We start from the raw sequence: 23371 nt of genomic DNA on the forward strand, positions 1-23371 counted from the left end.
AAAATCCGCCGTGACGGCGGATCTTCCGGCCAGGAGAACGCGGGCGCAGGACTAGCGGCGGCGAGCCTCGAGCAGCTCGAACACGCCCATGCCGCCCAGCATCGCCAGCACGAAGGCGAGCGCCTTGCCCTCGCCCATGCCCAGCGCCACCAGCGCCGGCCCCGGGCAAAAGCCCGCCACGCCCCAGCCGACGCCGAACAGCGCGCTGCCCAGCAACAGGCGCGGCGTAATGCCGGCCGCCACGGGCAGCTGCATGGGCAACCCCAGCCAGGAAGAAGAACGCCGGCGCGCCGCGGCGAAAGCGAACACGCCCACGCCGATGGCGCCGATCATCACGAAGGCCAGCGAGGGATCCCAGGCGCCGGCGATGTCCAGAAAGCCCAGCACCTTGGCCGGATCGGCCATGCCGGACAGCATCAGGCCTAGGCCGAACAGCAGCCCGTTGAAAAAGGAAGCGATGGATGCGCGCATGGCCTCAGCCTCCCAGCACATGGCGCAGCACAAACACCGTGACGAACCCGGCCGCCATGAAGGTCGCCGTCGCCGCGATCGAACGCAGCGCGCCGCGCGAGATGCCGCATACCCCGTGGCCGCTGGTGCAGCCGCCCGCATAGCGGGTGCCGACGCCGACCATGAAGCCGGCCGCGATCACCGTCGGCCAGCCGGCATCGATGTGCGGTGGCGCGTGCCAGCCGGCCAGCGCGCCCAGCAGCGGCGCGGCCACCAGCCCGGCGACGAAGGCGGCGCGCCAGCCGCGTTCTCCCGAGGCCGCGCGCAGCAGGCCGCCGAGGATGCCGCTGATGCCGGCGATGCGGCCGTTGAAGAGGATCATGGCGGCCGCCGCCAGTCCGATGGCAATGCCGCCGGCCAGCGAAGGCCAGGGGGTGAAATGCGTCCAGTCGATATGCATGGTGGAGTTCCGTTCAGGATCGAAGCGCCATTATAGGAAGTCGCGGCGCTGCAAACGGAAACGCCCGCGTCCTGGGAAGAACGCGGGCGTTGCGGGCCTGCCGGGAAGACAAGGCCTGCGGGCACTACAGGGGAAACTTCACGCGGGATGGACGGCTGGCGCCGCCGTCCCGCGTCGCGCTTCATGCGCGGCGTTCATCCGATCAGAAGTTGTGGATGATGCCGGCGTTGAAGGCGTTCTGGCTGCCGTCCGAACCAGGAGCCTGGCCGTTGGAAACGCCCGGGTTGTAGGTGTCGGAAGCGCGCAGGTTGCGGTAGATCGCGTACAGGCTGGTGCGCTTGGACAGGGCGTACTTGGCGCCCAGGTTCAGCTGCAGCAGGTGGCCGTCGGAGGCGCCGACGAAGCTGGCCTTGGTGTACTGCACTGCGCCCAGCAGCGACAGGGCCGGGGTCAGGCCGTAGTTCACGCCGATGTCGAAGATGTCGTTCTTCTCGTTGTTCACGCCGCCGACCAGGTACTGGCCGGTGGTGTCAGCCGCGTAGCTGGCCGAGGAAGCGGCCGAGAACGAGGAGGATGCGCCGGCGGTCGCCAGCGGCAGCTTCACGCGCGACCAGGAGCCGTACACCTTGGCCGGGCCGAACTGGTAGGACGAAGCCAGGGTCCAGGTCTTCAGGCAAGTGTCGCCGGAGGAGCCGGCGGCGTTGGTGCACGAGGTGGCGTTGGTCGAGTTGACGTCGCTGGCGCCCGAGGTGCCGCCCTTCTTGGACTGGAAGTAGGACAGGCCGATGTTGAACGGGCCGTTCGAGTAGGCGCCGCCGATGCCGAAGGACTGGCCTGCGGTGTTCTGGCCGGCTTGCTCGCCGAAGCCGTAGATCAGGCTGCCGTAGAAGCCGTTGTAGTTGTTGGTGTTGTAGCGGATCGAGTTGTTCACGCGCTCGCCGTTGGTGCGGTCCAGGTCACGTGCGTGAGCCTGGCTGACCATGCCGCCGAAGTCGGCCACGGAGGTGAAGGCGGCGATATCGTCGGTGAAGTCCTTTTGACGACCCAGCAGCACGGTGCCGAAGCCGCCGGACAGGCCCACGGTCGAAGTACGGCCCCACAGGGTGCCGTTCTGGGCGGCTGCGCCGTTATCCAGGTTGAAACCGTTTTCCAGGTTGAACAGCGCCTTCATGCCGCCGCCCAGGTCTTCGCTGCCCTTGAAGCCGATGCGCGAACCCTTGATCGCACCGGAGTCGACGCCCATGCGGTTGCCGTTGCCGGTACCGGTGGTGGCGACCTTGCTGTTGTAGGACAGGCTGGCGTCGATGATGCCGTAGATGGTGACCGAGCTTTGCGCGTGTGCCACGCCGGCGAAGGCGCCCAGCACTGCCAGTGCCAAGAGGGACTTTTTCATGGAGAACTCCAAAGTTTGTTGAATTGCTGTTTGATTGTTGGCAACTCGTGCGCCTATCCGGACTAACGAGCCACCCAAGCTTCCAGAGAGAAATATCAAGAATGCTTAATTCATTTAATCAAAATTTATTTTCTCAAACAATTTATCTTTTTAATTTTGTGTTTTTATTCTTATTTTTGTCTCATTATTACAACTTAATGTCGATAAGAATAGAGACGTAAAAAATGCCGGCTCGCGATTTCAATCGAGACGAAGACGCAACAATGATGCAAATAAACAACGCATTGTTGGCATCGCCCCGACCGCTCACGGCCGGCAAAAAGCCCTTGGCATCGTCCGGCGCAAGGAAAGGCGCCGGACAAGACCGCGGGCGGACAAGCCTGCACTGGGGACATCTCTCACGTGAACACCCGGCCCCGGGCCGTCCGCAGTCGATCGCGGGCGGCCGCCGCAGGCTAGCCACTAGGAGCTGTTGCTAGGGCGGTTCGCTTGCCCGTACCGGGCGCCATCGGCCCCGGCTTCCAGGCGCTTCCCTCTCAATAGTGGAAGCGGCACTGGTGTACCACGATGCGGTCGCGCAGCCGCTCGAACACCAGCCGGTGTTCGGCGGTCAGGCGCACCGCGCACAGACCCTGCAGGCGCAGCGGCAAGGCCGAGACCTGTTGCGGCGGCAGGCTTTCGCCGTCGCGCAGGCGACGCAGCAGGCGTGCGATGCGGCGCGCCAGTTCGCTGTCCTGGCGGCGCCAGAAGGCGAAGTCTTCCATCGCCATCGGGGTCATGAACAGTTTCATTCGACCTCCGGCTGCGACAGGAACTCGGTGCGCAGCTGCTGCAGGCTGCGCAGCAGGCGGTCGGCGTTGACGTCGGTGGCGAACAGGTGGGCGGCGTCCTGCAGCGAGCGCCATACCGATTCCTTGACGATGACCAGGTTTTCGCCGCTGTCGCGGGTGACGACCACCTCGTCGATATCGGCCAGCTCAAGGATGTCGGGCAGGCGGTCGTTCAATTGATTGGCGTTGAAGGAGTACATGGGATCCTCTTGTTGTTCTGTACGGCGGCAATGCACGGGCCGGCGGCGCGACCCGTATCCCTCGCGGGAGCGTGCGCCGGGCGGCTCGGGCCGCGCCGGCGGGCGCATCAATAACCGCGGTAGAGGCCCTGCGGATCGGGGTTCTTCTGGTACTCGGCCAGCTCGGCCTGGACCTGGGCGCGGCTCTTGGTGGACACGAACTCGGGCAGCTTCGGGTAGTAGGCGTCGCCGACGTTGACCAGGCCGCGGGCCTGGGCTTCCTTCAGCTCGGCGATCACCTGGGCGCGGGTCTTGGTGGAGACGAAGGCCGGCGTCTTGGGGAAGTCGGCGTCGCCGATGGCGATGCTGCCGTCGGCGCGGGCCTGCTTCAGTTCTTCGATGACCTGGGCGCGGGTCTTGCCCTGGACGGCGGTGGATTGGGCGTAAGCGGTGTCGGCCATCACGATGCCGCTTGTGGCGGCCAGTGCGACGGCGATGAGGAGATGACGGGTATTCATGTTGTGCTTTCTTCTTACAGTACGGCTTGATGCAAATTTGGACTTGGTCGGCGCCCTGCTGCATTTGCATGAAACGGCGTGAGGCGCTGGTAGCCGCAGAAGAACTGATGTGTCATCCGGGCTGCAGATGAACTTTAATCTTTACGAAAACATAGAAAAACATTGCCCAAGGAAAGTGATCATTTCCAAAAACGGAACAATAAGGGTATTGACGCGCTTGGCTCGCATTTCTTGTGGACAAATGTCCGGCGATGCCGAAACGGATCGCGCAAGCGCTCACACGCGACAAAATGAAGAAGGGAAATGCGCAGCCGTGGAAATCCCGGAGCACGGGAACAGGCTCGCACGAGAACCCGCCGGGCAACCGAAGAAGCTATGCCACATGCGGCTTTGCGGGGCGTTCTAAGATGATTCGGTTATATGTATAGGCGAAAATTTATTTTCCCCTTATAACCGAGCCGACTTAAAATAGCGCCTTCTTATAAAAATATCGATGGCAGTGGAGACTTGTGGTTTTGTTCTCGCCCGCGGCGTCTCCTGAGGCCTGCGGCGGCGGTGCGAACAGCAAGGGCCCGCTGCCATTTCTATTCCCATCATGATCGAAATCCAAGCTGTTACCCAGCGCTTCGGCAATGTCGAGGCGGTGCGCGACGTCGAGCTGACGATCCGCAAAGGCGAGATCTTCGGCATCATCGGCCGCAGCGGCGCCGGCAAGAGCACGCTGGTGCGCACCCTGAACCTGCTGAACCGCCCGACCTCGGGCCGCATCCTCCTCGACGGCCAGGACCTGACCGCGCTGTCGTCCGACCAGCTGCGCGAAGCGCGCCGCGGCATCGGCATGATCTTCCAGCACTTCAACCTGCTGTCCTCGCGCACCGTGTACGACAACATCGCGCTGCCGCTGGAACTGGCCGGCAAGTCCAAGGCCGAGATCGCCAGGAAGGTCGAGCCGCTGCTGGAGCTGGTCGGCCTGACCCAGCTGAAGAACCGCTATCCGGCGCAGATCTCCGGCGGCCAGAAGCAGCGCGTGGGCATCGCGCGCGCGCTGGCCAACGACCCCAAGGTGCTGCTCTCCGACGAGGCCACCTCGGCGCTGGATCCCGAGACCACCCGCTCGATCCTCGAGCTGCTGCGCAAGATCAACAAGGAGCTGGGCCTGACCATCGTGCTGATCACGCACCAGATGGAAGTGATCAAGGACATCTGCGACCGCGTGGCCGTGATGGAAGCCGGCCAGGTGATCGAACAGGGCGAAGTGCTGGACGTGTTCCGCCAGCCCAAACATGAGGTCACCCGCGCGCTGATCGGCGACGTGATCGCCCATGAACTGCCCAAGGGCGTGCTGGCGCGCCTGCGCGAGCGCCTGGCGCGCGCCGAGGCCGGCCAGGGCACCGACCACCTGTTCCGCTTCGCCTTCACCGGCAACGACGTGGACCAGCCGCACCTGTCGGAAGCGGTGCGCCGCTTCAACCTGAACTTCAACATCCTGCACGGCCAGATCGACGAGATCCAGGGCCAGGCCTTCGGCTCGCTGGCGATCCTCGCCAACGGCGCCCAGGAAGACATCAACAAAGCCATGCAATACCTGCGCGAGCAGGGCGTCGTCGTAGAGGAGCTCAACCATGTCATCTGAACTGATCGATCTGTTCGTCAGCTCCTTCGGCGAAACCCTGATGATGGTGCTGATCTCCGGCGTGGTCGGCTCGGTGCTGGGCATTCCGCTGGGCATCGCGCTGCACCTGACCGACCGCGGCGGCATCCTGCCCAACGTCGCGTTCAACCGCATCGCCGGCCTGCTGGTCAACGCCGTGCGCTCCACCCCCTTCATCATCCTGCTGGTGGCGGTGATTCCGATGACGCGTTTCTTCGTCGGCACCTCGATCGGCACCGCTGCCGCCATCGTGCCGCTGACGATCGCCGCCGCGCCCTTCATCGCGCGCCTGGTCGAGACCGCCCTGCGCGAGGTCGACCGCGGCCTGGTGGAGGCCGCCCAGGCCATGGGCGCCACCACGTGGCAAATCATTTACAAGGTCTTGGTGCCTGAAGCATTTGCTGGTATCGTCGCCGGTCTCACGATCACGTTCGTCAGCCTGGTCGGCTATTCGGCCATGGCCGGCGCGATCGGCGGCGGCGGCCTGGGCGACCTGGGCATCCGTTACGGCTATCAGCGCTTCCTGCCGGAAGTGATGCTGGCCGTGGTGCTGATCCTGATCGTTTTCGTGCAGCTGGTGCAGTCGCTGGGAGACCTGCTGGTACGCAGGCTGAGCCACCGCTAAAAGCGCAGGCCGCCGCCCGCAGTACTGAAACAAACCGCCGCTACCCGCCGCGGCTATTACAAAGACAAAGACCGAAAGGAAAGTCATGAACCGTCGTCAGTTGATTCAATTCGTTGCAGGCCTGGGCGTCGCTGCCAGCCTGATCTCCGCTCCCGTGCTGGCCGCAGACCAGATCAAGATGGGCGTGACCGCAGGTCCGCACGCCGAGATCATGGAACAGGTCAAGAAGCTGCTCGCCAAGGACGGCGTGGAGATGAAGATCATCGAGTTCACCGACTACATCCAGCCCAACGCCGCCCTGGCCGCCGGCGACCTGGACGCCAACTCCTACCAGCACCAGCCCTACCTGGATGCGCAGGTGAAGGACCGCGGCTACAAGTTCGTCAGCGTGGGCACCACCATCACCTTCCCGATGGGCATCTACTCCAAGAAGGTCAAGTCGCTGGACGACCTGAAGCAGGGCGCCCGCATCGGCGTGCCGAACGACCCGACCAACGGCGGCCGCGCGCTGCTGGTGCTGCAAGCCAAGGGCGTGATCAAGCTCAAGGCCGACGCCGGCCTGAAGGCTACCCCGCTGGACATCGTCGACAACCCGAAGAAGGTCAAGATCGTCGAACTGGACGCCGCCCAGCTGCCGCGTTCGCTGGATGACTTCGACGCCGCCGTGATCAACGGCAACTTCGCCGAATCCGCCGGCCTGTCGCCGACCAAGGACGCCATCTCCGTGGAAGCCTCCACCGGCCCCTACGCCAACGTGCTGGCCGTGCGCGCCGCCGACAAGGACAAGCCGTGGGTGGCCAAGCTGGTCAAGGCTTATCACAGCCCGGAAGTGAAGAAGTTCGTGCTGGAAAAGTACAAGGGTTCCGTGATCACCTCCTGGTAATCCGCCCCTTCCCTGCGCCTGCGACTATTCGCCGGGCGCAGGGCGCATGAAAAAAGCCCACCGCATGGTGGGCTTTTTCATTGGCCGCGCGGCCTGCGATCCGCTCAGTCGCGCCGCTCGCGGTGGTCCGGCGCATTGCGCCAGTCGTAGTCCTCTTCCTCTTCTTCGTCCTCTTCGGGCAAGGCATCGGGATTGTCGGTGGACTGGTAGGTGGCCAGCAGCTCGGCGCGCGAGGCCGGCGTTTCCAGCGAGATGCGGCCCAGCGCGCCGCTGCGGTAGTCCTGCAGGAAGATGTGCGAGGCCTTCTCGAAATCGTAGTCGCCGCCCTTGAGGCGGAAACCGCGCTTGGCCGCCACGCCCTCCACCACCGCCACGCCGTCCATGCCGTCGGTGTTGAAGCCGTAACGCGCCTTGAGCAGCTGCGCATAGCGTTGCAGCAGCAGGTCGGCCAGGAAGGTGGCGACCTCTTCCTCGATCAGCGCATTGCTGCCCACGGCGTGGCTGGCGGCCAGCATCAGGCCGTCGCTGGGGTGCTCGATCTTGGGCCACAGCATGCCGGGCGTATCGGTGAGCACCATGTTGTTGCCCAGGTAGAGGCGCTGCTGGGTCTTGGTCACGGCCGGCTCGTCGCCCACCGCGGCCACGCGCTTTTTCAGCAGCGCGTTCATCAGCGTCGACTTGCCCACGTTGGGAATGCCCATGATCATGATGCGCAGCGGCTTCAGGGCGGTGCCGCGATGCGGCGCGACCTGGATGGCCAGCTTGGGAATGCGCGCCACGTCGGAGGGCTTCTTGCACGACAGCGCCACGGCGGTGACGCCCTTCTGGGCGTTGTAGTGCTCGATCCAGGCTTGCGTGGCGACCGGGTCGGCCATGTCGGTCTTGTTCAGGATCTTCAGGCAGGGACGCTGGCGGGCATTGCGCAGCTGCTCGATCATCGGGTTGCAGCTGGCCTGCGGCAGGCGTGCGTCGACCACTTCGATCACCAGATCGACTTTTTCCATGGTCTCCGCCGCTTTCCTGCGGGCGGAGTTCATGTGGCCGGGGAACCATTGGATGGACATGCGGGATTCTTCTTTCTGATGCGTATTTCGTCTAACCCTCTATTTTAAGGCCCCGCCCCCACATTCCCTAAAAAAACAGCCTGCCGCGCGCAATGCGGGGCAGGCTCTTGGTCGAGGAACAACAGTTGGCTCAGGTCCGGCGCGCCGCCATTTGCTTTCCGACAACACCGACGAAGCGCCACACCAGCCACAGCGCGATCAGGTAAGCCAGCGCCATCATGCCGAAGGCCAGCGGGTTGCGCAGGCCCCAGCCGTCCACCGTATGCAGCACCGCGCCCATCACCGCCACCCCGACCAAGGCGCCGATCTGGCGATTGGCGTTGAGCGCGGCGGCCGCGCTGTTGGCGTGCGCCCGGCCCGCCACCTGCATCACCACCGCGGTCATGGCCGGGATGGCGGTGCTCACGCCCAGGTTGGCCGCAGCGCAGATCAGGGCCAGCATCCAGTACGGCGTCTCCGGCCGCAGCGTGGTCGACAGCGCGGTGAACAGCGCGCCCACCGACAAACCCAGCAGCAGCGGCACGCGCGGCCCCCAGTGGGCCGACATGCGGCCGGACATTAGGTTGCCGAAGAAGATCACCACCATCATCGGCACCAGCTGCAGCCCGGTATGCAGCGCATCGGCGCCGCGCCCCTGCTGCAGGAACAGCGCCAGGTAGAAGAAGTTGCCGTACACCGCGAAGTTGATCAGGAAACCGATGCCGTTGGCCGCCGCGAACTGCGGCGTGGCGAACAGGGCGCGAGGCAGCAGCGGCGCCACGCCGCGCAGCTCATGGCGCACCAGGGCGGCCGCGGCCAGCAGCGTGAGCGCGGCGCCGGCCACGATGCGCGCCGAGCCCCAGCCGTACACCGGCCCCTGGATCAGCACGAAGGACAGCGCCGCCAGCATCACCACGCCGGCCACGTGGCTGTAGAGATTCAGCGCGCGCTCATGGCGCGGCACCTGCGGAATCAGCCGGCGCGCCATCCACAAGCCGACGATGCCCACCGGCACGTTGATCAGGAACACGCTGCGCCAGCCCAGCGAGTGGATCAGCACGCCGCCCAGCAGCGGACCGACCGCCGCGGCCACGCTGACCGTGGCCGACCACACGCCCAGCATGCGGGCGCGCACGCGGTCGTCTTCATAGACGTGGGACAGCAGGCTGAGCGAACTGGGCATGAAGAAGGCCGCGCCCAAACCCTGCAGCAGGCGCGCCGCGACCAGGAAGCCGCCGGTGGGCGCCGCCCCGCACAACGCGGACGCCACCACGAACAGCAGCAGGCCCAGCAGGTAGAGGCGGCGGCCGCCGAAGCGGTCGGCCAGCGCGCCGCCCACCATCAGCATGGCGGCAAAGGTCAGCGTGTAGCCGTCGACGATCCACACCAGGGTGGACAGCGGCGCATCCAGGCTGGCCGAGATATTGGAGAGGCCGACGTTGACCACGGTCACGTCCAGCATGGCCATGACGAAGCCGATGGCCAGCGCCACCAGCGGCAGCAAGCCGGCCCTGGGGGCGGCGCCTGCCGCTGCGGCGGCCAGCGGGGGATGGGAAGATTGTGCGGATGACATGGCGGGTTCTTTCTGCAATAAAAAAGCGCCCGGACATCCGAAAAGCACGGAGGCAGGCGGCGACAGTGGGAATTGTAGGCGCTCGCCGCAATGCAATAAATAGGTATAAGATCGGCAGTCTGATGCAAATTTGCATCCTGCCGCCGGTCGCGCACATGCATGCCTGCATGCGCCCTTGCAGCGGCCATCACAAGGAGATCGCCCATGGACTGGGACAACGCGCGCGTCTTCCTCGCGCTGCACCGCGCCGGCACGCTGCGCGGCGCGGCCGAGAAGCTGGAAATCGACCAGGCCACGGTCGGCCGCCGGCTGGCCTCGCTGGAGAAGTCACTGGGCGCGCGGCTGTTCCTGCGCACCCCGGCCGGCTACGTGCCCACGCCGGCGGGCGAACTGGCGGCGCAGGCCGCCAGCCAGATGGAGCAAGGCGCCGAGCAGCTGCAGCGCCAGATGCAAGGCATAGACGAGCGCCTGTGCGGCGTGGTGCGGGTGGCCGCCACCGACACCTCGGCGCGCCACTTCCTGGTGCCGGCGCTGCAACGGCTGCGCGAGTCGCATCCCGGCATCCGCGTGGTGCTCTCCACCTCCACCCTGATCACCAACCTGACCAAGCGCGAAGCCGACATCGCCGTGCGCACGCTGCGCCCGGACAGCCCGGACCTGATCGCGCGCCACCTGAAGCGCCTGCATACCGGCATCTACGCCTCGAAGTCCTATGTGAAAAAGCGCGGCCTGCCCGAACCGGGCACGGCGCTCAAGGGGCATGACGTGGTGGTCTACCAGCGCGCGGCGGCGCCCCAGATGGCCGACCAGGTCTGCGGGGAGTCGGTGGCCAACGCCAACGTGGCCATGGAAATCAGCACCGGGCTGTTGATGATCGACTGTGTGCAGGCCGGCATGGGCCTGGCCGAGCTGCCCACCCACGTGGGCGACAAGACGCCCGGGCTGGTGCGCATCTGGCCGGAGCGCAAATCGCCCTACGACATGTGGCTGGTGCTGCACAGCGACCTGAACCGCACGGCGCGGGTGCGCGCCGTGGCCGACGCGATCATTGCGGCCTATGAAGCGCACGTTGAGTGAAGAGTAAGGTGCGCGCGCCTGCGCCAAGCCTGCCTCACTCCAGGTCGGCCAGCACCTTCAGATGCGCCACCACGCTGCGTCCCAGCGCCGACAGGTTGTAGCCGCCTTCCAGGCAGCTCACGATGCGCCCCTGGGCATGCTCCTTGGCCACCTGCATGATCTGGCGCGTCATCCAGGCGTAGTCGGCCTCGACCAGCCCCATCTGCCCCATGTCGTCCTCGCGGTGGGCGTCGAAGCCGGCCGAGATGAAGATCATCTGCGGCCGGTGCGCATGCAGCGCCGGCAGCCATTTTTCGGTGACCAGCCGGCGCACCGCGTTGCCGTCGGTGAAAGCCGGCACCGGCACGTTGACGATGTGGCCCTCGGTGGGCGCGTCGCCCGAGAAGGGATAGAACGGATGCTGGAAGAAGCTCACCATCAGCACCCGGGCATCATGGGCGAAGGCGTCTTCGGTGCCGTTGCCGTGGTGCACGTCGAAATCCACCACCGCCACCCGCTCCAGCCCGTGCACATCCATCGCATGGCGCGCGGCGATGGCGACGTTGTTGAACAGGCAGAATCCCATCGCCTTGTCGGGCGTGGCGTGATGGCCCGGCGGGCGCACCGAGCAGAAGGCGTTGTCGAGCTCGCCGGCCAGCACCGCGTCGGTGGCCGCCACGGCCGCGCCCGCCGCGCGCAGCGCCGCCTGCCAGCTGTGCTGGTTGAGCAGGGTGTCGCCGTCGATGGAGTAATAGGCTTCGCCCGACAGGCCCAGCGCGTGGCTGTGCTCGCGGATGCGGTCGACGGCCGCGGCGCTGTGGATGCGCTCGAGATCGGCCGGATCGGCCAGCGGCGCGTCGCGGCGGTCGAGGAACTGGTCGATGCGGCTGGAGATCAGCTGGTCTTCGATCGCCTGCAGGCGGGTCGGCGTCTCGGGATGCCAGTCGCCCATTTCATGGCGCTGGCAGTCGGCGTGCGTATAGATGGCGGTGGTCATTGTTGCTCTTATTGCAAGCGGGCAGGCGGCGCGCTGCCCGGGTTCGTCTCGTCCGGCTAGTGTACATCCTGCCGGACCGCCGGTGCGGCCCGCCGCATGCACCACCACGGGGCGCGCGGCCCGATGCGGTATACTTGAAGGCTTGTTCCGCCCGCCCTGCGTCCAGACTGCTTCTCATGCCGATCACACTGCCTCGCCTGACCTCCCTGCCGTCCGCCCTCCTGCTGTGCACCCTGTGCGCCCTGCCGCCGGCGCTGCACGCCGAAGGCAGCCAGTCCGGCAAGGCCCCGGCCAAGAGCAGCAAGAACGCCAAGGCCAAGAAGGCTGACAAGAAAACCGACAAGAAGGCCCAGGCCAAGAAGAAGGCCGCGCCGGAAGACCAGGGCGAGTTCGTCAATTTCAATGAGTGGAAGGAAGTCGCGCGCTTCATCGACGAGATGGTCGAGCGCAACGGCTTCAACCGCGCCGAGCTCAACACCCTGTTCGGCCAGACGCGCTACCTCGACACCGCGATCCAGCTGATCAAGCCCGCGCCCAGCAACAAGCCCAAGAACTGGGCCGCCTACCGCGCCCGCTTCATCGAGCCGACCCGCATCAACGCCGGCGTCGAGTTCTGGAACACCTATGGCGTGGCGCTGGCGCGTGCCGAGGCGCAGTACGGCGTGCCGATGGAAATCATCGTCGGCATCATCGGCGTGGAAACCGTCTACGGCCGCAACACCGGCAGCTTCCGCGTGATGGACGCCATCACCACGCTGGCCTTCGATTACCCCAACACGCCCACGCGCGAAGCGCGCATGGCCTTCTTCCGCGGCGAGCTGGAAAACACCCTGCTGCTGTCGCGCGAATCGGGCATCGACCCGCTGACGCTGCGCGGCTCCTACGCCGGCGCCATCGGCTGGGCGCAGTTCATGCCGGGCAGCATCCGCGAATACGCGGTGGACTTCGACGGCGATGGCAAGATCGACCTGCGCAACTCGCCCGTGGACGCCATCGGCAGCGTGGCCCATTACCTCTCGGTGCACGGCTGGCAGCGCGGCGAACCGGTGGCCTTCCCGGCGACGGTGTCCGGCGACAACCGCCAGTGGGAGGCGATGCTGAACCAGGGCCTGGAAGCCAAGTACACCCAGGACCAGCTGCAGGCCGCCGGCGTCTCCGCGCCCGCCCTGCCGGCCGGCATGCGCTTCGGCCTGGTCGACCTGCAGAACGGCACCGGCCCCACCGAGTACTGGCTGGCCACGAACAACTTCTACGCCATCACGCAATACAATCGCAGCTACTTCTATGCGATGTCGGTGGCCGAACTGGGCCGCGCCGTGGCTGCGGCCCGCAATCGCCAGCCCTGATCAAACAACCGCCGCACCGGCCCCGGCCGGCGCATGAAATCCGCCACTTCCTGACGTAACGATGAAACGTATTGCTCCCCTGGCCTCCACGCTGATGCTGACGCTGGCCGGCACTTCCCTTGGCCTGTCCGGCGCGGCGCGCGCCGCCGACGGCCGCGACGAATCCGGCGACAGCCTGCCCACGGTGAACGTCACCGCCAGCGGCGCCGGCAAGAGCGACGCGCACGCGCGCTCGGCATCGGTGGCCGGCTTCGACGACGCGCCGCTGCTCGATACGCCGGCCTCGGTGTCGGTGGTCACGCGCACGCAGATGAGCGACCAGCAGTCGCGCCTGCTGTCGGAAGTGATCAAGAATGACGCCGCCATCGGCGAGAACTACGCGCCGGTCGGCTATTACGAGAACTTCAGCATCCGCGGCGTGACGCTGGACCCGGCCAGCGCCTACCGCATCGACGGCCTGACCGTGGCGGGCGAGCAGACCATCGCGCTGGAGAACAAGGAGCGCGTGGAATTCTTGAAGGGCGCGGCCGGCCTGCAGGCCGGCGTGGTTGCCGCCGGCGGCATCGTCAACTACGTCACCAAGCGCCCGGCCGATGTGCGCTCGGTCACGCTGGGCACCGACTCCAACGGCTCGCGCTATCTCGCCACCGACCTCGGCGCGCTGTTCGGCGAGCAGAAGCAGTTCGGCCTGCGCATCAACGCCGCGCATGAAGACATCCATTCCTACGTGAACAACGGCGACGGCTGGCGCGACTTCGCCTCGCTGTCGGCCTCCTGGGCCATCACGCCCAAGACGCTGCTGCAGTTCGACGCCGAGTACCAGCAGAAATCGCAGCGCTCGGTGGCCGGCTACCAGCTGCTGGGCGGCGCCACCATCCCGTCGGGCATGTCGCCCTCGACCATGCTGACGCCGCAATCCTGGGCGCAGCCGGTGCGCGACACCTCGCTGAACTACCGCCTGCGCCTGGATACCGAGTTCAACAGCGACTGGCGCGGCTATCTCCAGGCCGGACGCAGCCGGGCGGTGATCGATGATTACCTGGCCTTCCCGTATGGCAGCGGCGGCGGCGCTTCGGCCACCTTCGCGGCCAACGGCGACTTCGACGTGTACGACTATCGCGTACCCAACGACGAACGCCGCAACGACGAAGTACAGGCGGTGGCCATCGGCAAGTTCGCCACCGGACCGATCCGGCATGAGCTGACGCTGGGCGCGGCCATGTCGCGCCGCGTGGTGGACAAGTCCGACGGCATCAGCGTGCTGGTCGGCAGCGGCAACATCTACACCGGCACGCCGGCGCTGGCGCCGGCCACCGACGTACCAGGCCCCGCCTATCGCAACCTCGACAGCCGCCAGAAGGCGCTGTTCTTCAGCGACCGCGTGCAATTCTCCGAGCGCTGGCAGGCCATCGCCGGCGGCCGCCAGGTGTGGCTGAACGAAGACGCCTTCGGCAGCGACGGCAGCGTCAGCCGCCATACCGGGCGCAATATCTTCCTGCCGCAACTGGCGCTGATCTTCAAGCCCGTGGCCAACCTGTCCCTCTACGGCAGCTATGCGGAAACGCTGTCGCTGGGCAGCTCGGCGCCGTTCTGGGTCAGCAACTATCCCGTCACGCTGCCGCCCTCGGTGGCGCGCCAGCTGGAAGCCGGCGTGAAGTATGAAGTCAGCCCCGACCTGGCGCTGACGGCCGCGGTGTTCCGCCTGCGCAAGGCCTACGAATACCAGAAGCCCGACGACAGCGCCTTCGGCTTCAGCTACGTGCAGGAAGGCCGGCAGACCAACACCGGCATCGAACTGGGCGCCAACGGCAGGCTGAGCCCCCGCCTGCAGGTCGGCGCCAGCGTCGCCGTGACGCGCGCACGCGCCAGCGATACCGGCACGCCCGCCTACGACAACCAGCAGGCGGTCAACGTGCCACGCCTGCGCAGCGCCGTGTACGCCGACTACGCCATGCCCGGCGTCGACGGCCTGAACGTGATGGGCAGCTGGCTCTACAGCGGCGCCAAGCCGGTCACCCGCGACGGCAGCGTGAGCCTGCCGGCGGTGCACGTCTTCAACGCCGGCCTGCGCTACAAGCTGCGCCTGGGCGGTCACGACACCACGCTGCGCCTGAACGTGGACAACGTCTTCGACAAGCGCTACTGGAAGGATGCCGGCCAGTACCTGGGCGACAGCTACATCCACCTGGGCGCGCCGCGTACTGCGCGCCTGTCGCTGCAATACGATTTCTGAGCCGGACATGGAAGCGGCCTCGCATCACCTCACGCGCGTCATCAGCCACGGCATGGGCACCGAGCCGGTGATCTCCGACTGGCCCGCGCTGACCTCGGCGGAAGTGGCGCGCGTGCTGCAGCACTACCCCGACGCCGGCCGGCCGCAGCGCCTGGAGTGGCATAGCCCGCGGCCGTTCTCGGCGGCCTGCGTGATGCATACCGACGCCGGCGAGATCTTCATCAAGCGCCATCACGTGCGCGTGCGCGACGTCGCCGCGCTGGCCGAGGAGCATCGCTTCGTCGAGCATCTGTATGGCAACGGCCTGCCGGTGAGCACCGCGCTGCGTACCGCAGAAGGCGCCAGCGCGCTGGCCGACGAGCACTGGACCTATGAAGTGTTCCGGCTGGCGCCGGGCGTGGATTTGTATCGCGACGCCATGTCGTGGACGCCGTTTTCCAGCGGCGCGCACGCGCATTCGGCCGGCCGCATGCTGGCGCGGCTGCACCAGGCCGCGCAGGGCTTCGATGCGCCGGCGCGCGCGGCGCGGCCGCTGATTTCCAGTTTCACGATCTTCTCGCAGGACGACGCGGTACGCCCGCTGCAGGCCTACATCGAGCAGCGCCCCGCGATCGCCGATTACCTGGCCGAACGGCCGTGGCGCGGCGAAGTGGCGCAGCACCTGCTGCCCTTCCACGACAAGCTCAAACCCTACCTGGATGAAATGGTCCCGCTGTGGACCCACAATGACTGGCACGCCTCCAACCTGCTGTGGAGCGACGCCACGCCGCAAGCCCAAGCGCATACCGTGCTCGACTTCGGCCTGTCCAATCGCACCTGCGCGCTGTTCGACCTCGCCACGGCGATCGAGCGCAACGTGATCGAATGGCTCTCCATCCCGCATCGGGCGGAGCAGCTGATCCATCTCGACCTGCTCGATGCGATGCTGGACGGCTACGGCTCGCTGCTGCCGCTGTCGGCGCGCCGGCTGCAGGCGCTGGCGGCCTTGCTGCCGCTGGTGCACGCCGAGTTCGCGCTGGCCGAGCTGGATTATTTCCACGGCGTCACCCATTCGCAGCAGAACGCCGCGCTGGCTTACGACGCCTATTTCCTGGGACATGCGGCCTGGTTCAATACGCCGGAAGGCCAGCGGCTGCTGGCGCACCTGCGCCGGCGTGCGGATGCCTTGAAGTAAGGGAACGGTCACCGGGCGCCGGATCGGGCGTCGATCCGGCTGCCGCGATGGCATGATGAGCAACGCCGGCCCCGCCCTGCGCGGGAATGACAAGCCAGGGATGAAAACCATCGTCCGGGAACCGGCGCTGCCGCTACCCTGACGACAGGCGAGTACCCTGCCTTGCGATCAGGCGTAATCCTTGATGGTCTCGGGTTCCACCAGCACCATGTTCTCATTGGCACCCAGCCAGATCTGGCCGTCCTGGATCGTGCATTGCAGCTGCATGGTGCGCTGGGCCAGCGCCGCCAGTGCCTGGCTGGCCTCGGCAGGAATGTTGACGACCTTGAGGTTCTTGGCGCGCTCGACGCGGCTGCCGGTCTGGTTCCACCAGATGTTGGACACGCTGCTGTAGCTGTACACCACCACCCGCTCGGAGCGGCCGCACGCCTTGAGGATGGCGCGGTCGTCGGGCTGGCCGACTTCGATCCACAGGTCCACCGCGCCGGTCAGGTCCTTCTGCCACAGGTCGGGCTCGTCCACATCGGACAAGCCCTTGCCGAACGCCAGCGCCTCGCTGGCGTTGAGGGCGAAGGCCAGCACCCGGATCATCATGCGCTCGTCGGTCTCCGACGGATGGCGCGCGATGGTCAGCGCATGGTTTTCGTAATAGTGCCGGTCCATGTCGGAGATCTGGAGTTCGGCCTTGAAGATGGTGGATTTGAGCGCCATGAAGAATTCTTGATAGATGCGAGGGGCGGCTGCCGCCGCCGAGGTTCGCAAGCATAGCCGATCTGGCGCGCGGCGTCGCGCGCCATGGCGGCCGTGCGACAATGGCGAATGAGCAACGCATCCCCCACCCGCAGCGACGAAGAAGTCGTCGCCCTCACCCAGGCCTGGCTGGAACAGGCAGTGATCGGCCTGAACCTGTGTCCGTTCGCCAAGTCGGTCCACGTCAAGAAACAGATCCGCTACAAGGTCAGCCATGGCCGCGAATGGGACGAGCTGTCGCAGGAGCTGGAGCAGGAACTCGCACTGCTGAGCCAGGCCGACCCGGAACTGGTCGACACCACGCTGCTGATCATTCCGCTCGCATTAGCCGATTTTCTGGAATACAACGATTTCCTGGACTGGGCCGACCGCATCCTGGAACGCCTCGAACTGGACGGGGAGCTGCAGATCGCCAGTTTCCACCCGGCATACCAGTTCGCCGACGCCGGCCCCGACGACATCGAGAATTACAGCAACCGTTCGCCTTTTCCCATCCTGCATCTGTTGCGAGAAAACAGCATCGACCGGGCCGTCGCCGCCTACCCTGACGCCAGTGCAATTTTCGAGAAAAACATGGCTACCTTGCGGAAATTGGGCTTATCAGGCTGGAATGCACTGCCATTTGTCGTGTCAGACAGACAAGCCTAACAAATCTCGAAAAAATCCTGTTAATATCTGTTACAAATTCGAAAATGAGTTTCTGCAACTATTGTGGAATAGAATTTTCTGACCACATGAAAAATGTGCAATTATTTCTATATAGACATAGAATTAGTTCTATGACGAATAGGATCTGAGCGCACTGGTCAGAGAACTCCATGCCGCTGTTTTGAAGTCGTTCTTTGATAGGGCTAGTCGATATCTTGCAGAAATAAGGCCGTGGGCCTTGGCCTCAGATAGAGTTAGTCGCGTTTTGCAGTTTTACCAACAATTAATGCTTAGGCAGTTCAAGCCTTCACAAACATCTGCATAATGGAACGTCCCGATCATGACTACAACCACCGATACTGCTGAAACCAACTTGATGTCCGATCAAGTCAACTACGATCCGAACCACCTGCTGGATGCGCTGATCGAGAAGCTCCACCTGAAGAATGACGCTGCCCTGTCGCGCGCTCTGGAAGTGGCGCCGCCGGTGATCAGCAAGATCCGCCACCGCCGCCTGCCGGTGGGCGCGTCGCTGCTGATCCGCATGCATGAGGTGAGCGAACTGTCGATCCGCGAACTGCGCGAACTGATGGGCGACCGCCGCGAAAAATTCCGCATCAGCGACAAGCAATTCAAGCCGAAGCCAGGCGCCCCCGCAGGCGCTCCTGCCACCGGCAGCGCAGAATAAGAAAACGGAGCCTCTGGCTCCGTTTTTCGTTGGTGCTGCACATCCCTGCTGCCACAAGGCCGCGCCCGGCGATCCGTCCGGCGCGGCTTTGCTTTGGCCGGCCTCAGGCCGGGAACACCCCGGTCGACAGATAACGGTCGCCGCGGTCGCAGACCACGAAGACGATGGTCGCGTTCTCCACCTGGTGCGACAGCCGCACCGCGACCTCGCAGGCGCCGGCGGCCGAAATGCCGCAGAACAGGCCTTCGGTCACGGCCAGCTTGCGCGCCATGTTTTCGGCATCGGCCTGGCTGACCGACTCGGTCTGGTCCACGCGCGACTTGTCGAAGATCTTGGGCAGGTAGGCTTCCGGCCATTTGCGGATGCCGGGAATGGATGAGCCTTCTTCCGGCTGGGCGCCGACGATCTGGATCGCCTCGTTCTTTTCCTTCAGGTATTGCGACACGCCCATGATGGTGCCGGTGGTGCCCATGGCGCTGACGAAGTGGGTGATGGCGCCCTTGGTGTCGCGCCAGATTTCCGGGCCGGTGGTCTCGTAGTGAGCCAGCGGGTTGTCCGGATTGGCGAACTGGTCGAGGATCAGGCCCTCGCCGTTCTTCTGCATCTGGTCGGCCAGGTCGCGCGCGTATTCCATGCCGCCGCTCTTGGGCGTGAGCACGATCCTGGCGCCGTACGCGGCCATGCTCTGGCGGCGCTCTTCCGACAGGTTCTCCGGCATCAGCAGCACCATCTTGTAGCCGCGCATGGCGGCCACCATCGCCAGCGCGATGCCGGTGTTGCCGCTGGTGGCCTCGATCAGGGTATCGCCCGGCTTGATCTGGCCGCGCGCCTCGGCGCGGGTGATCATGGAGTAGGCGGCGCGGTCCTTGACCGAACCCGCCGGGTTGTTGCCCTCGAGCTTGCCCAGGATGATGTTGTTGCGGCGCTTGGCTTCTTCGCCGCCGATGCGCGGCAGCTGGATCAGCGGGGTGTTGCCGATGGTTGATTCGATGGTCGGGTAGGACATCTCTTTGGCTTTCCTTGCGCGATCGTTGCTCGGATCGTTCTTTGGTCGAAAGGGTCATTTTAATATGACTCTTTATCATGTGCAGGCAGGCCAACCTAACAAGATGCTTATATAGATATAGCCAATTCGTTTAAAGCGGGCGATGGCATACACTGACGGAACCAACAGGCGCGCGGCGGCAACGACACAACAACAAACGCCGCGCCCCCCCTGCGCAAGCCCACGGAGACAGCATGCACACCCATGAGATCGTCAACCAGGTTCCCGACCTGAAGGACTACAACCTCTTTTCCACCGACCTCGCGCTGGCCGAAGGCGTGGCGCGCGAAGGCGCCGGCTGGCACGCCTGCGCGCTGTCGGCCCACGGCGCCGAGCTCGGCAGCGCCGAGGTGATCGGGCTGGCCGAACTGGCCAACCGCCACACGCCCGAGCTGCGCACCCACGACCGCACCGGGCACCGCATCGACGTGGTCGATTTCCACCCGTCCTGGCATGCGCTGCTGGAGTTGCTGCGCCGCGCGGGCCTGCATGCGCTGCCGTGGATGCAGCCGGGCGACGGCGCCCACGCCGCGCGCGCGGCCGGTTATTTCATGCATGGCCAGGTCGAGGCCGGGTCGCTGTGCCCGACCACCATGACCTTCGCCGCCATCCCGGTGCTGCAGCAGGAGCCGGCGCTGTTCGCGCAGCTGCGCGAGCGCCTCTACGCGCGCGAGCACGACGGCCGCGACCTGCCGATCCAGCACAAGCGCTCCATCCTGATCGGCATGGGCATGACCGAAAAGCAAGGCGGCTCCGACGTGCGCAGCAACGCCTCCATCGCCATGCCGATGGATCCGCTCAACGGCGGGCGCGGCCAGCCCTACCTGCTGTCGGGCCACAAATGGTTCTTCTCGGCGCCGATGTGCGACGCCCACCTGATGCTGGCGCGCACCGAGAACGGCCTGTCCTGCTTTTTCGTGCCGCGCTGGCTGCCGGAAGGCGCGCGCAATCCCATCCTGATCCAGCGCCTCAAGGACAAGCTGGGCAACCGCTCCAACGCCAGCAGCGAGGTCGAGTTCGAGGAAGCCATGGGCATCATGGTCGGCGAGGAAGGCCGCGGCATTCCCACCATCATCGAGATGGCCAACCACACGCGGCTGGACTGCGTGATCGGCAGCGCCGCGCTGATGCGCCAGGCGCTGGTGCAGGCCATCCACCACGCGCGCCACCGCAGCGCCTTCGGCCGCCACCTGGCCGACCAGCCGCTGATGCGCAACGTGCTGGCCGACCTGGCGCTGGAGAGCGAAGCCGCCACCATGCTGATGCTGCGCCTGGCGCACGCCTTCGACGCCCCGGACGATCCGCTGCAGCGCGCGTGGAAACGCATCGTCACGCCCGCCGCCAAGTTCTGGATCTGCAAGCGCGCGCTGGAATTCACCGGCGAATGCATGGAAGTCTGGGGCGGCAACGGCTACGTCGAGACCGGGCCGATGGCGCGCCTGTATCGCGAGGCGCCGGTCAACTCGATCTGGGAGGGTTCGGGCAACGTGATGTGCCTGGACGTGCTGCGCGCCGTCGAACGCGAGGCGCAGGGCTTCGCGCTGCTGCTGGCGCAGCTGGAACAGGCGGCCGCCGGCCACGCCCTGCTGGCCGCGCGCGTGGACGCCATCAGGCAGATGCTGGCGACGCCGGCCGACCGGCGCGAGGCGCTGGCGCGCCGCTTCGTGCAGCAACTGGTGCTGGCGTTGCAAGGCATGCTGATGCTGGCGCACGCCCCGGCCGCCAGTGCCGACGCCTTTCTTGCCGGGCGCTGCGAGGCCGACGGCGGGCGCGTCTACGGCACGCTGGGCGCGGCCACCGTCACCGCCCAAGAAGCCATCCTGCAGCGCGCCTGGCCGGCACACTGACTTACGCCTGACTCGGCCCGGGCGCGGCCGCGAAGCTGCGCCCTTTCTTGTCGATTGCACATCCGCCCGACTCATCCGCACGCGCGCCGCGTTGAAAGAACGGCAACGGCCGCGCATCTCCCGGCCTCAATCCTGGTCTTAATCCCGGCCTGCCTTCCAGAACTTTCACCGCGCCTGCGACACCAACAAGAAGTAAACTGAAAATTACGCTATAACATACATTAGCGACTCATCCGTTCAGTTTCCCTTCCGGCATTTCCTGCGTTTCGGGTTTTTCCGCTTCTTCGCATTTCCCGTGTTTGTTTGCTCCTTGCCAACGGAGGCCAGACCGCCATGAAACTCACCGACCTGAAGATCGGCTCCCGCCTGTACATCGGCTTCGGCATGGTCGCGGCGATACTTGTGATCCTGGTATCGGTCGCGTCCGTCAACTTCAAGCGCCTGAGCACCGCCAACGAATGGAACACCCACACCTACGTCGTGCGCGATGAGGTCAAGGGCGTGCTGGAGAGCCTGCTCAACATCGAATCCGGCCAGCGCGGCTTTTCGCTGACCGGCGCCGACGCCTCGCTGGAGCCGCTCAATGCCGGCGTGAAGAGCTTCGCCGAACATCTCAACAAGGCGCGCGAGCTCACGGCCGACAATGCCGCCCAGCAGGACCGCCTGCGCAAGCTGTCCGAAGCCCAGCAGCGCTGGATGGCCAACGCCATCGAGCCGGCGCTGGCGCTGCGGCGCGCGGTGCGCGACGGCAGCCGGCCGGTGCAGGATGCGGTCGCCTTCGAGCAGGCCGGCCGCGGCAAGGCGGAGATGGACGGCATGCGCGCCGTCATCGCCCAGATCGACACGGCGGAGAGCTCGCTGCTGGAGCAGCGCGCCAAAGACGCGGCGGCGCTGCAGACGCTGACGGCGGCCACGCTGATCGGCGGCGGCCTGATCGCCATCGCGCTGGCGGCGATGCTGGCGCTCTGGCTCTCGCGCAACATCACGCGGCCGCTGGCGCAGGCCATCGCCCTTGCGCGCAAGGTGGCCGACGGCGACCTCAGCACGCGCATCGTGGTGGCCTCGAAGGATGAGACCGGCCAGCTGATCGGCGCGCTCAAGGACATGAACGACGGCCTGGTGCGCATCGTCACCGGTGTGCGCCAGGGCACCGACACCATCGCCACCGCCTCATCCGAAATCTCCAGCGGCAACCTGGAGCTCTCGGCCCGCACCGAGGAGCAGGCGGCCTCGCTGGAACAGACCGCCTCGTCGATGGAAGAACTGACTTCGACGGTGCAGCAGAACACCACCAACGCGCGCGAGGCCGACCGCATGGCGCAGGAAGCCACCGACGTCGCCGGCACCGGCGGCGCCGTGGTCAACAGCGCGGTGCAGACCATGGAAGCGATCAACGAATCGTCGCGGCGCATCGTCGACATCATCGGCGTGATCGACGGCATCGCCTTCCAGACCAATATCCTCGCGCTCAATGCCGCGGTGGAGGCGGCGCGCGCCGGCGAACAGGGACGCGGCTTTGCCGTGGTCGCCTCCGAGGTGCGCTCGCTGGCGCAGCGCTCGGCCTCGGCCGCCAAGGAAATCAAGCAGCTGATCGGCGATTCGGTGGAGAAGGTGCAATCGGGCAGCCGCCTGGTCAACGAGGCCGGCCAGACCATGAGCAAGGTGGTCGACAGCGTGCACCGGGTCGGCCACATGATCGGAGACATCAGCATGGCCAGCGACGAACAGCGCACCGGCATCGAACAGGTCAACCAGGCGGTAGTGCAGATGGACCAAGTGACGCAGCAGAACGCGGCGCTGGTGGAAGAAGCCGCCGCCGCTTCGCAGTCGTTGCTGGAGCAGGCGCAGAAGCTGGCGCAGATGGTGGGCGTGTTCAGGCTGCCGGTCGAACATGGCGCCACCGCCGCGATGCAGGAGACGCCGTTGACGCCTGCCGGCTATCGCGGCCGTCGCAATCCTCCGCTGCTGCCCACGACGTGAGG

22 protein-coding genes are annotated in these 23371 nt (G+C 65.9%); 11 read left to right on the forward strand and 11 right to left on the reverse strand.

The features are described 5' to 3' along the window. Nucleotides 1–51 precede the first annotated feature (51 nt). From CEJ42_RS10365 to CEJ42_RS10390, 6 genes are all read right to left on the reverse strand, one after another. Nucleotides 52–471, reverse strand: a complete 420-nt coding sequence (locus CEJ42_RS10365) for a DUF6691 family protein (RefSeq protein ID WP_207760410.1) — start codon at nt 469–471, stop codon at nt 52–54. 4 nt (nt 472–475) lie between these two features. Beyond that, nucleotides 476–910, reverse strand: coding sequence for a YeeE/YedE family protein (locus CEJ42_RS10370; RefSeq protein ID WP_088750971.1), 435 nt, complete (start codon nt 908–910; stop codon nt 476–478). Between the two features lie 202 nt (nt 911–1112). Next, complete coding sequence (locus tag CEJ42_RS10375; RefSeq protein WP_079219192.1) at nt 1113–2303, reverse strand: porin; 1191 nt, start codon at nt 2301–2303, stop codon at nt 1113–1115. Between the two features lie 536 nt (nt 2304–2839). Further along, the gene (locus tag CEJ42_RS10380; protein WP_158522561.1) at nt 2840–3094 is read right to left on the reverse strand and encodes a type II toxin-antitoxin system YoeB family toxin; all 255 of its coding nucleotides are present in this window, start codon (nt 3092–3094) and stop codon (nt 2840–2842) included. Next, nucleotides 3091–3333: a type II toxin-antitoxin system Phd/YefM family antitoxin gene (locus tag CEJ42_RS10385; RefSeq protein WP_079219193.1), complete on the reverse strand. Its 243-nt coding sequence runs from the start codon at nt 3331–3333 to the stop codon at nt 3091–3093. Before CEJ42_RS10385 ends, CEJ42_RS10380 begins: the two co-directional genes overlap by 4 nt. Nucleotides 3334–3440: 107 nt before the next feature. After that, nucleotides 3441–3830, reverse strand: coding sequence for a DUF4148 domain-containing protein (locus tag CEJ42_RS10390; protein WP_088750975.1), 390 nt, complete (start codon nt 3828–3830; stop codon nt 3441–3443). 595 nt (nt 3831–4425) lie between these two features. Here CEJ42_RS10390 and CEJ42_RS10395 point away from each other — a divergent pair. From CEJ42_RS10395 to CEJ42_RS10405, 3 genes are all read left to right on the forward strand, one after another. Continuing rightward, the gene (locus CEJ42_RS10395; RefSeq protein ID WP_079216521.1) at nt 4426–5463 is read left to right on the forward strand and encodes a methionine ABC transporter ATP-binding protein; all 1038 of its coding nucleotides are present in this window, start codon (nt 4426–4428) and stop codon (nt 5461–5463) included. Beyond that, nucleotides 5453–6106, forward strand: coding sequence for a methionine ABC transporter permease (locus CEJ42_RS10400; protein ID WP_079216524.1), 654 nt, complete (start codon nt 5453–5455; stop codon nt 6104–6106). The genes CEJ42_RS10395 and CEJ42_RS10400 overlap by 11 nt, the downstream gene beginning before the upstream one ends. An 85-nt stretch (nt 6107–6191) precedes the next feature. Then, nucleotides 6192–6989, forward strand: coding sequence for a MetQ/NlpA family ABC transporter substrate-binding protein (locus tag CEJ42_RS10405; protein WP_079216526.1), 798 nt, complete (start codon nt 6192–6194; stop codon nt 6987–6989). 104 nt (nt 6990–7093) lie between these two features. On the opposite strand, the gene ylqF is transcribed toward CEJ42_RS10405, so the two are convergent. Both ylqF and CEJ42_RS10415 read right to left on the reverse strand, forming a co-directional pair. Then, complete coding sequence (gene ylqF / locus CEJ42_RS10410; protein ID WP_088750977.1) at nt 7094–8053, reverse strand: ribosome biogenesis GTPase YlqF; 960 nt, start codon at nt 8051–8053, stop codon at nt 7094–7096. 130 nt (nt 8054–8183) lie between these two features. Beyond that, a complete protein-coding gene (locus CEJ42_RS10415; protein ID WP_088750978.1) occupies nt 8184–9605 on the reverse strand; it encodes an MFS transporter in 1422 nt (473 codons plus the stop codon). A 204-nt stretch (nt 9606–9809) separates the two neighbouring features. Between CEJ42_RS10415 and CEJ42_RS10420 the strand changes: the two genes are divergently transcribed. Next, entirely contained in the window at nt 9810–10682 is an 873-nt protein-coding gene (locus CEJ42_RS10420) for a LysR family transcriptional regulator (RefSeq protein ID WP_079216532.1), read from the forward strand. Nucleotides 10683–10716: 34 nt separating this feature from the next. Here CEJ42_RS10420 and CEJ42_RS10425 read toward each other — a convergent pair whose 3' ends face one another. Then, entirely contained in the window at nt 10717–11658 is a 942-nt protein-coding gene (locus CEJ42_RS10425; RefSeq protein WP_088750979.1) for a histone deacetylase family protein, read from the reverse strand. Nucleotides 11659–11834: 176 nt separating this feature from the next. Here CEJ42_RS10425 and mltB point away from each other — a divergent pair, with 176 nt between their 5' ends. The 3 genes from mltB to CEJ42_RS10440 all read left to right on the forward strand — a co-directional run bounded on the left by mltB (nt 11835) and on the right by CEJ42_RS10440 (nt 16411). Then, on the forward strand, nt 11835–13004 hold the full coding sequence (gene mltB / locus CEJ42_RS10430; RefSeq protein WP_207760411.1) for a lytic murein transglycosylase B: 1170 nt from the start codon (nt 11835–11837) through the stop codon (nt 13002–13004). Between the two features lie 61 nt (nt 13005–13065). Then, entirely contained in the window at nt 13066–15237 is a 2172-nt protein-coding gene (locus tag CEJ42_RS10435; RefSeq protein ID WP_088750981.1) for a TonB-dependent siderophore receptor, read from the forward strand. Between the two features lie 7 nt (nt 15238–15244). Then, nucleotides 15245–16411 (forward strand): phosphotransferase enzyme family protein, encoded by a 1167-nt coding sequence (locus CEJ42_RS10440; RefSeq protein WP_088750983.1) that lies wholly within the window; start codon nt 15245–15247, stop codon nt 16409–16411. Nucleotides 16412–16579: 168 nt separating this feature from the next. Here the strand turns inward: CEJ42_RS10440 and CEJ42_RS10445 are convergent, their stop codons facing one another. Then, entirely contained in the window at nt 16580–17122 is a 543-nt protein-coding gene (locus CEJ42_RS10445) for a YaeQ family protein (RefSeq protein WP_079216541.1), read from the reverse strand. A 108-nt stretch (nt 17123–17230) separates the two neighbouring features. On the opposite strand from CEJ42_RS10445, the gene CEJ42_RS10450 reads away from it, so the two are divergent. Together CEJ42_RS10450 and CEJ42_RS10455 are read left to right on the forward strand one after the other, a co-directional pair. Next, nucleotides 17231–17809 (forward strand): DUF1415 domain-containing protein, encoded by a 579-nt coding sequence (locus CEJ42_RS10450; protein ID WP_207760412.1) that lies wholly within the window; start codon nt 17231–17233, stop codon nt 17807–17809. 340 nt (nt 17810–18149) lie between these two features. Then, nucleotides 18150–18497 carry a hypothetical protein gene (locus tag CEJ42_RS10455; protein ID WP_079216545.1) on the forward strand — a complete coding sequence of 116 codons (348 nt, stop codon included), beginning with the start codon at nt 18150–18152 and terminating at the stop codon, nt 18495–18497. 103 nt (nt 18498–18600) lie between these two features. Here CEJ42_RS10455 and cysM read toward each other — a convergent pair whose 3' ends face one another. Continuing rightward, complete coding sequence (gene cysM, locus CEJ42_RS10460; RefSeq protein WP_079216546.1) at nt 18601–19503, reverse strand: cysteine synthase CysM; 903 nt, start codon at nt 19501–19503, stop codon at nt 18601–18603. 233 nt (nt 19504–19736) lie between these two features. On the opposite strand from cysM, the gene CEJ42_RS10465 reads away from it, so the two are divergent. Together CEJ42_RS10465 and CEJ42_RS10470 are read left to right on the forward strand one after the other, a co-directional pair. After that, a complete protein-coding gene (locus CEJ42_RS10465; RefSeq protein ID WP_088750986.1) occupies nt 19737–21389 on the forward strand; it encodes an isovaleryl-CoA dehydrogenase in 1653 nt (550 codons plus the stop codon). A 333-nt stretch (nt 21390–21722) separates the two neighbouring features. Beyond that, nucleotides 21723–23369 (forward strand): methyl-accepting chemotaxis protein, encoded by a 1647-nt coding sequence (locus tag CEJ42_RS10470; RefSeq protein ID WP_088750988.1) that lies wholly within the window; start codon nt 21723–21725, stop codon nt 23367–23369. Nucleotides 23370–23371: the final 2 nt, after the last annotated feature.

It is taken from the genome of Herbaspirillum robiniae, assembly GCF_002213415.1.
GTDB classification, from domain to species: Bacteria; Pseudomonadota; Gammaproteobacteria; order Burkholderiales; family Burkholderiaceae_D; genus Herbaspirillum; species Herbaspirillum robiniae.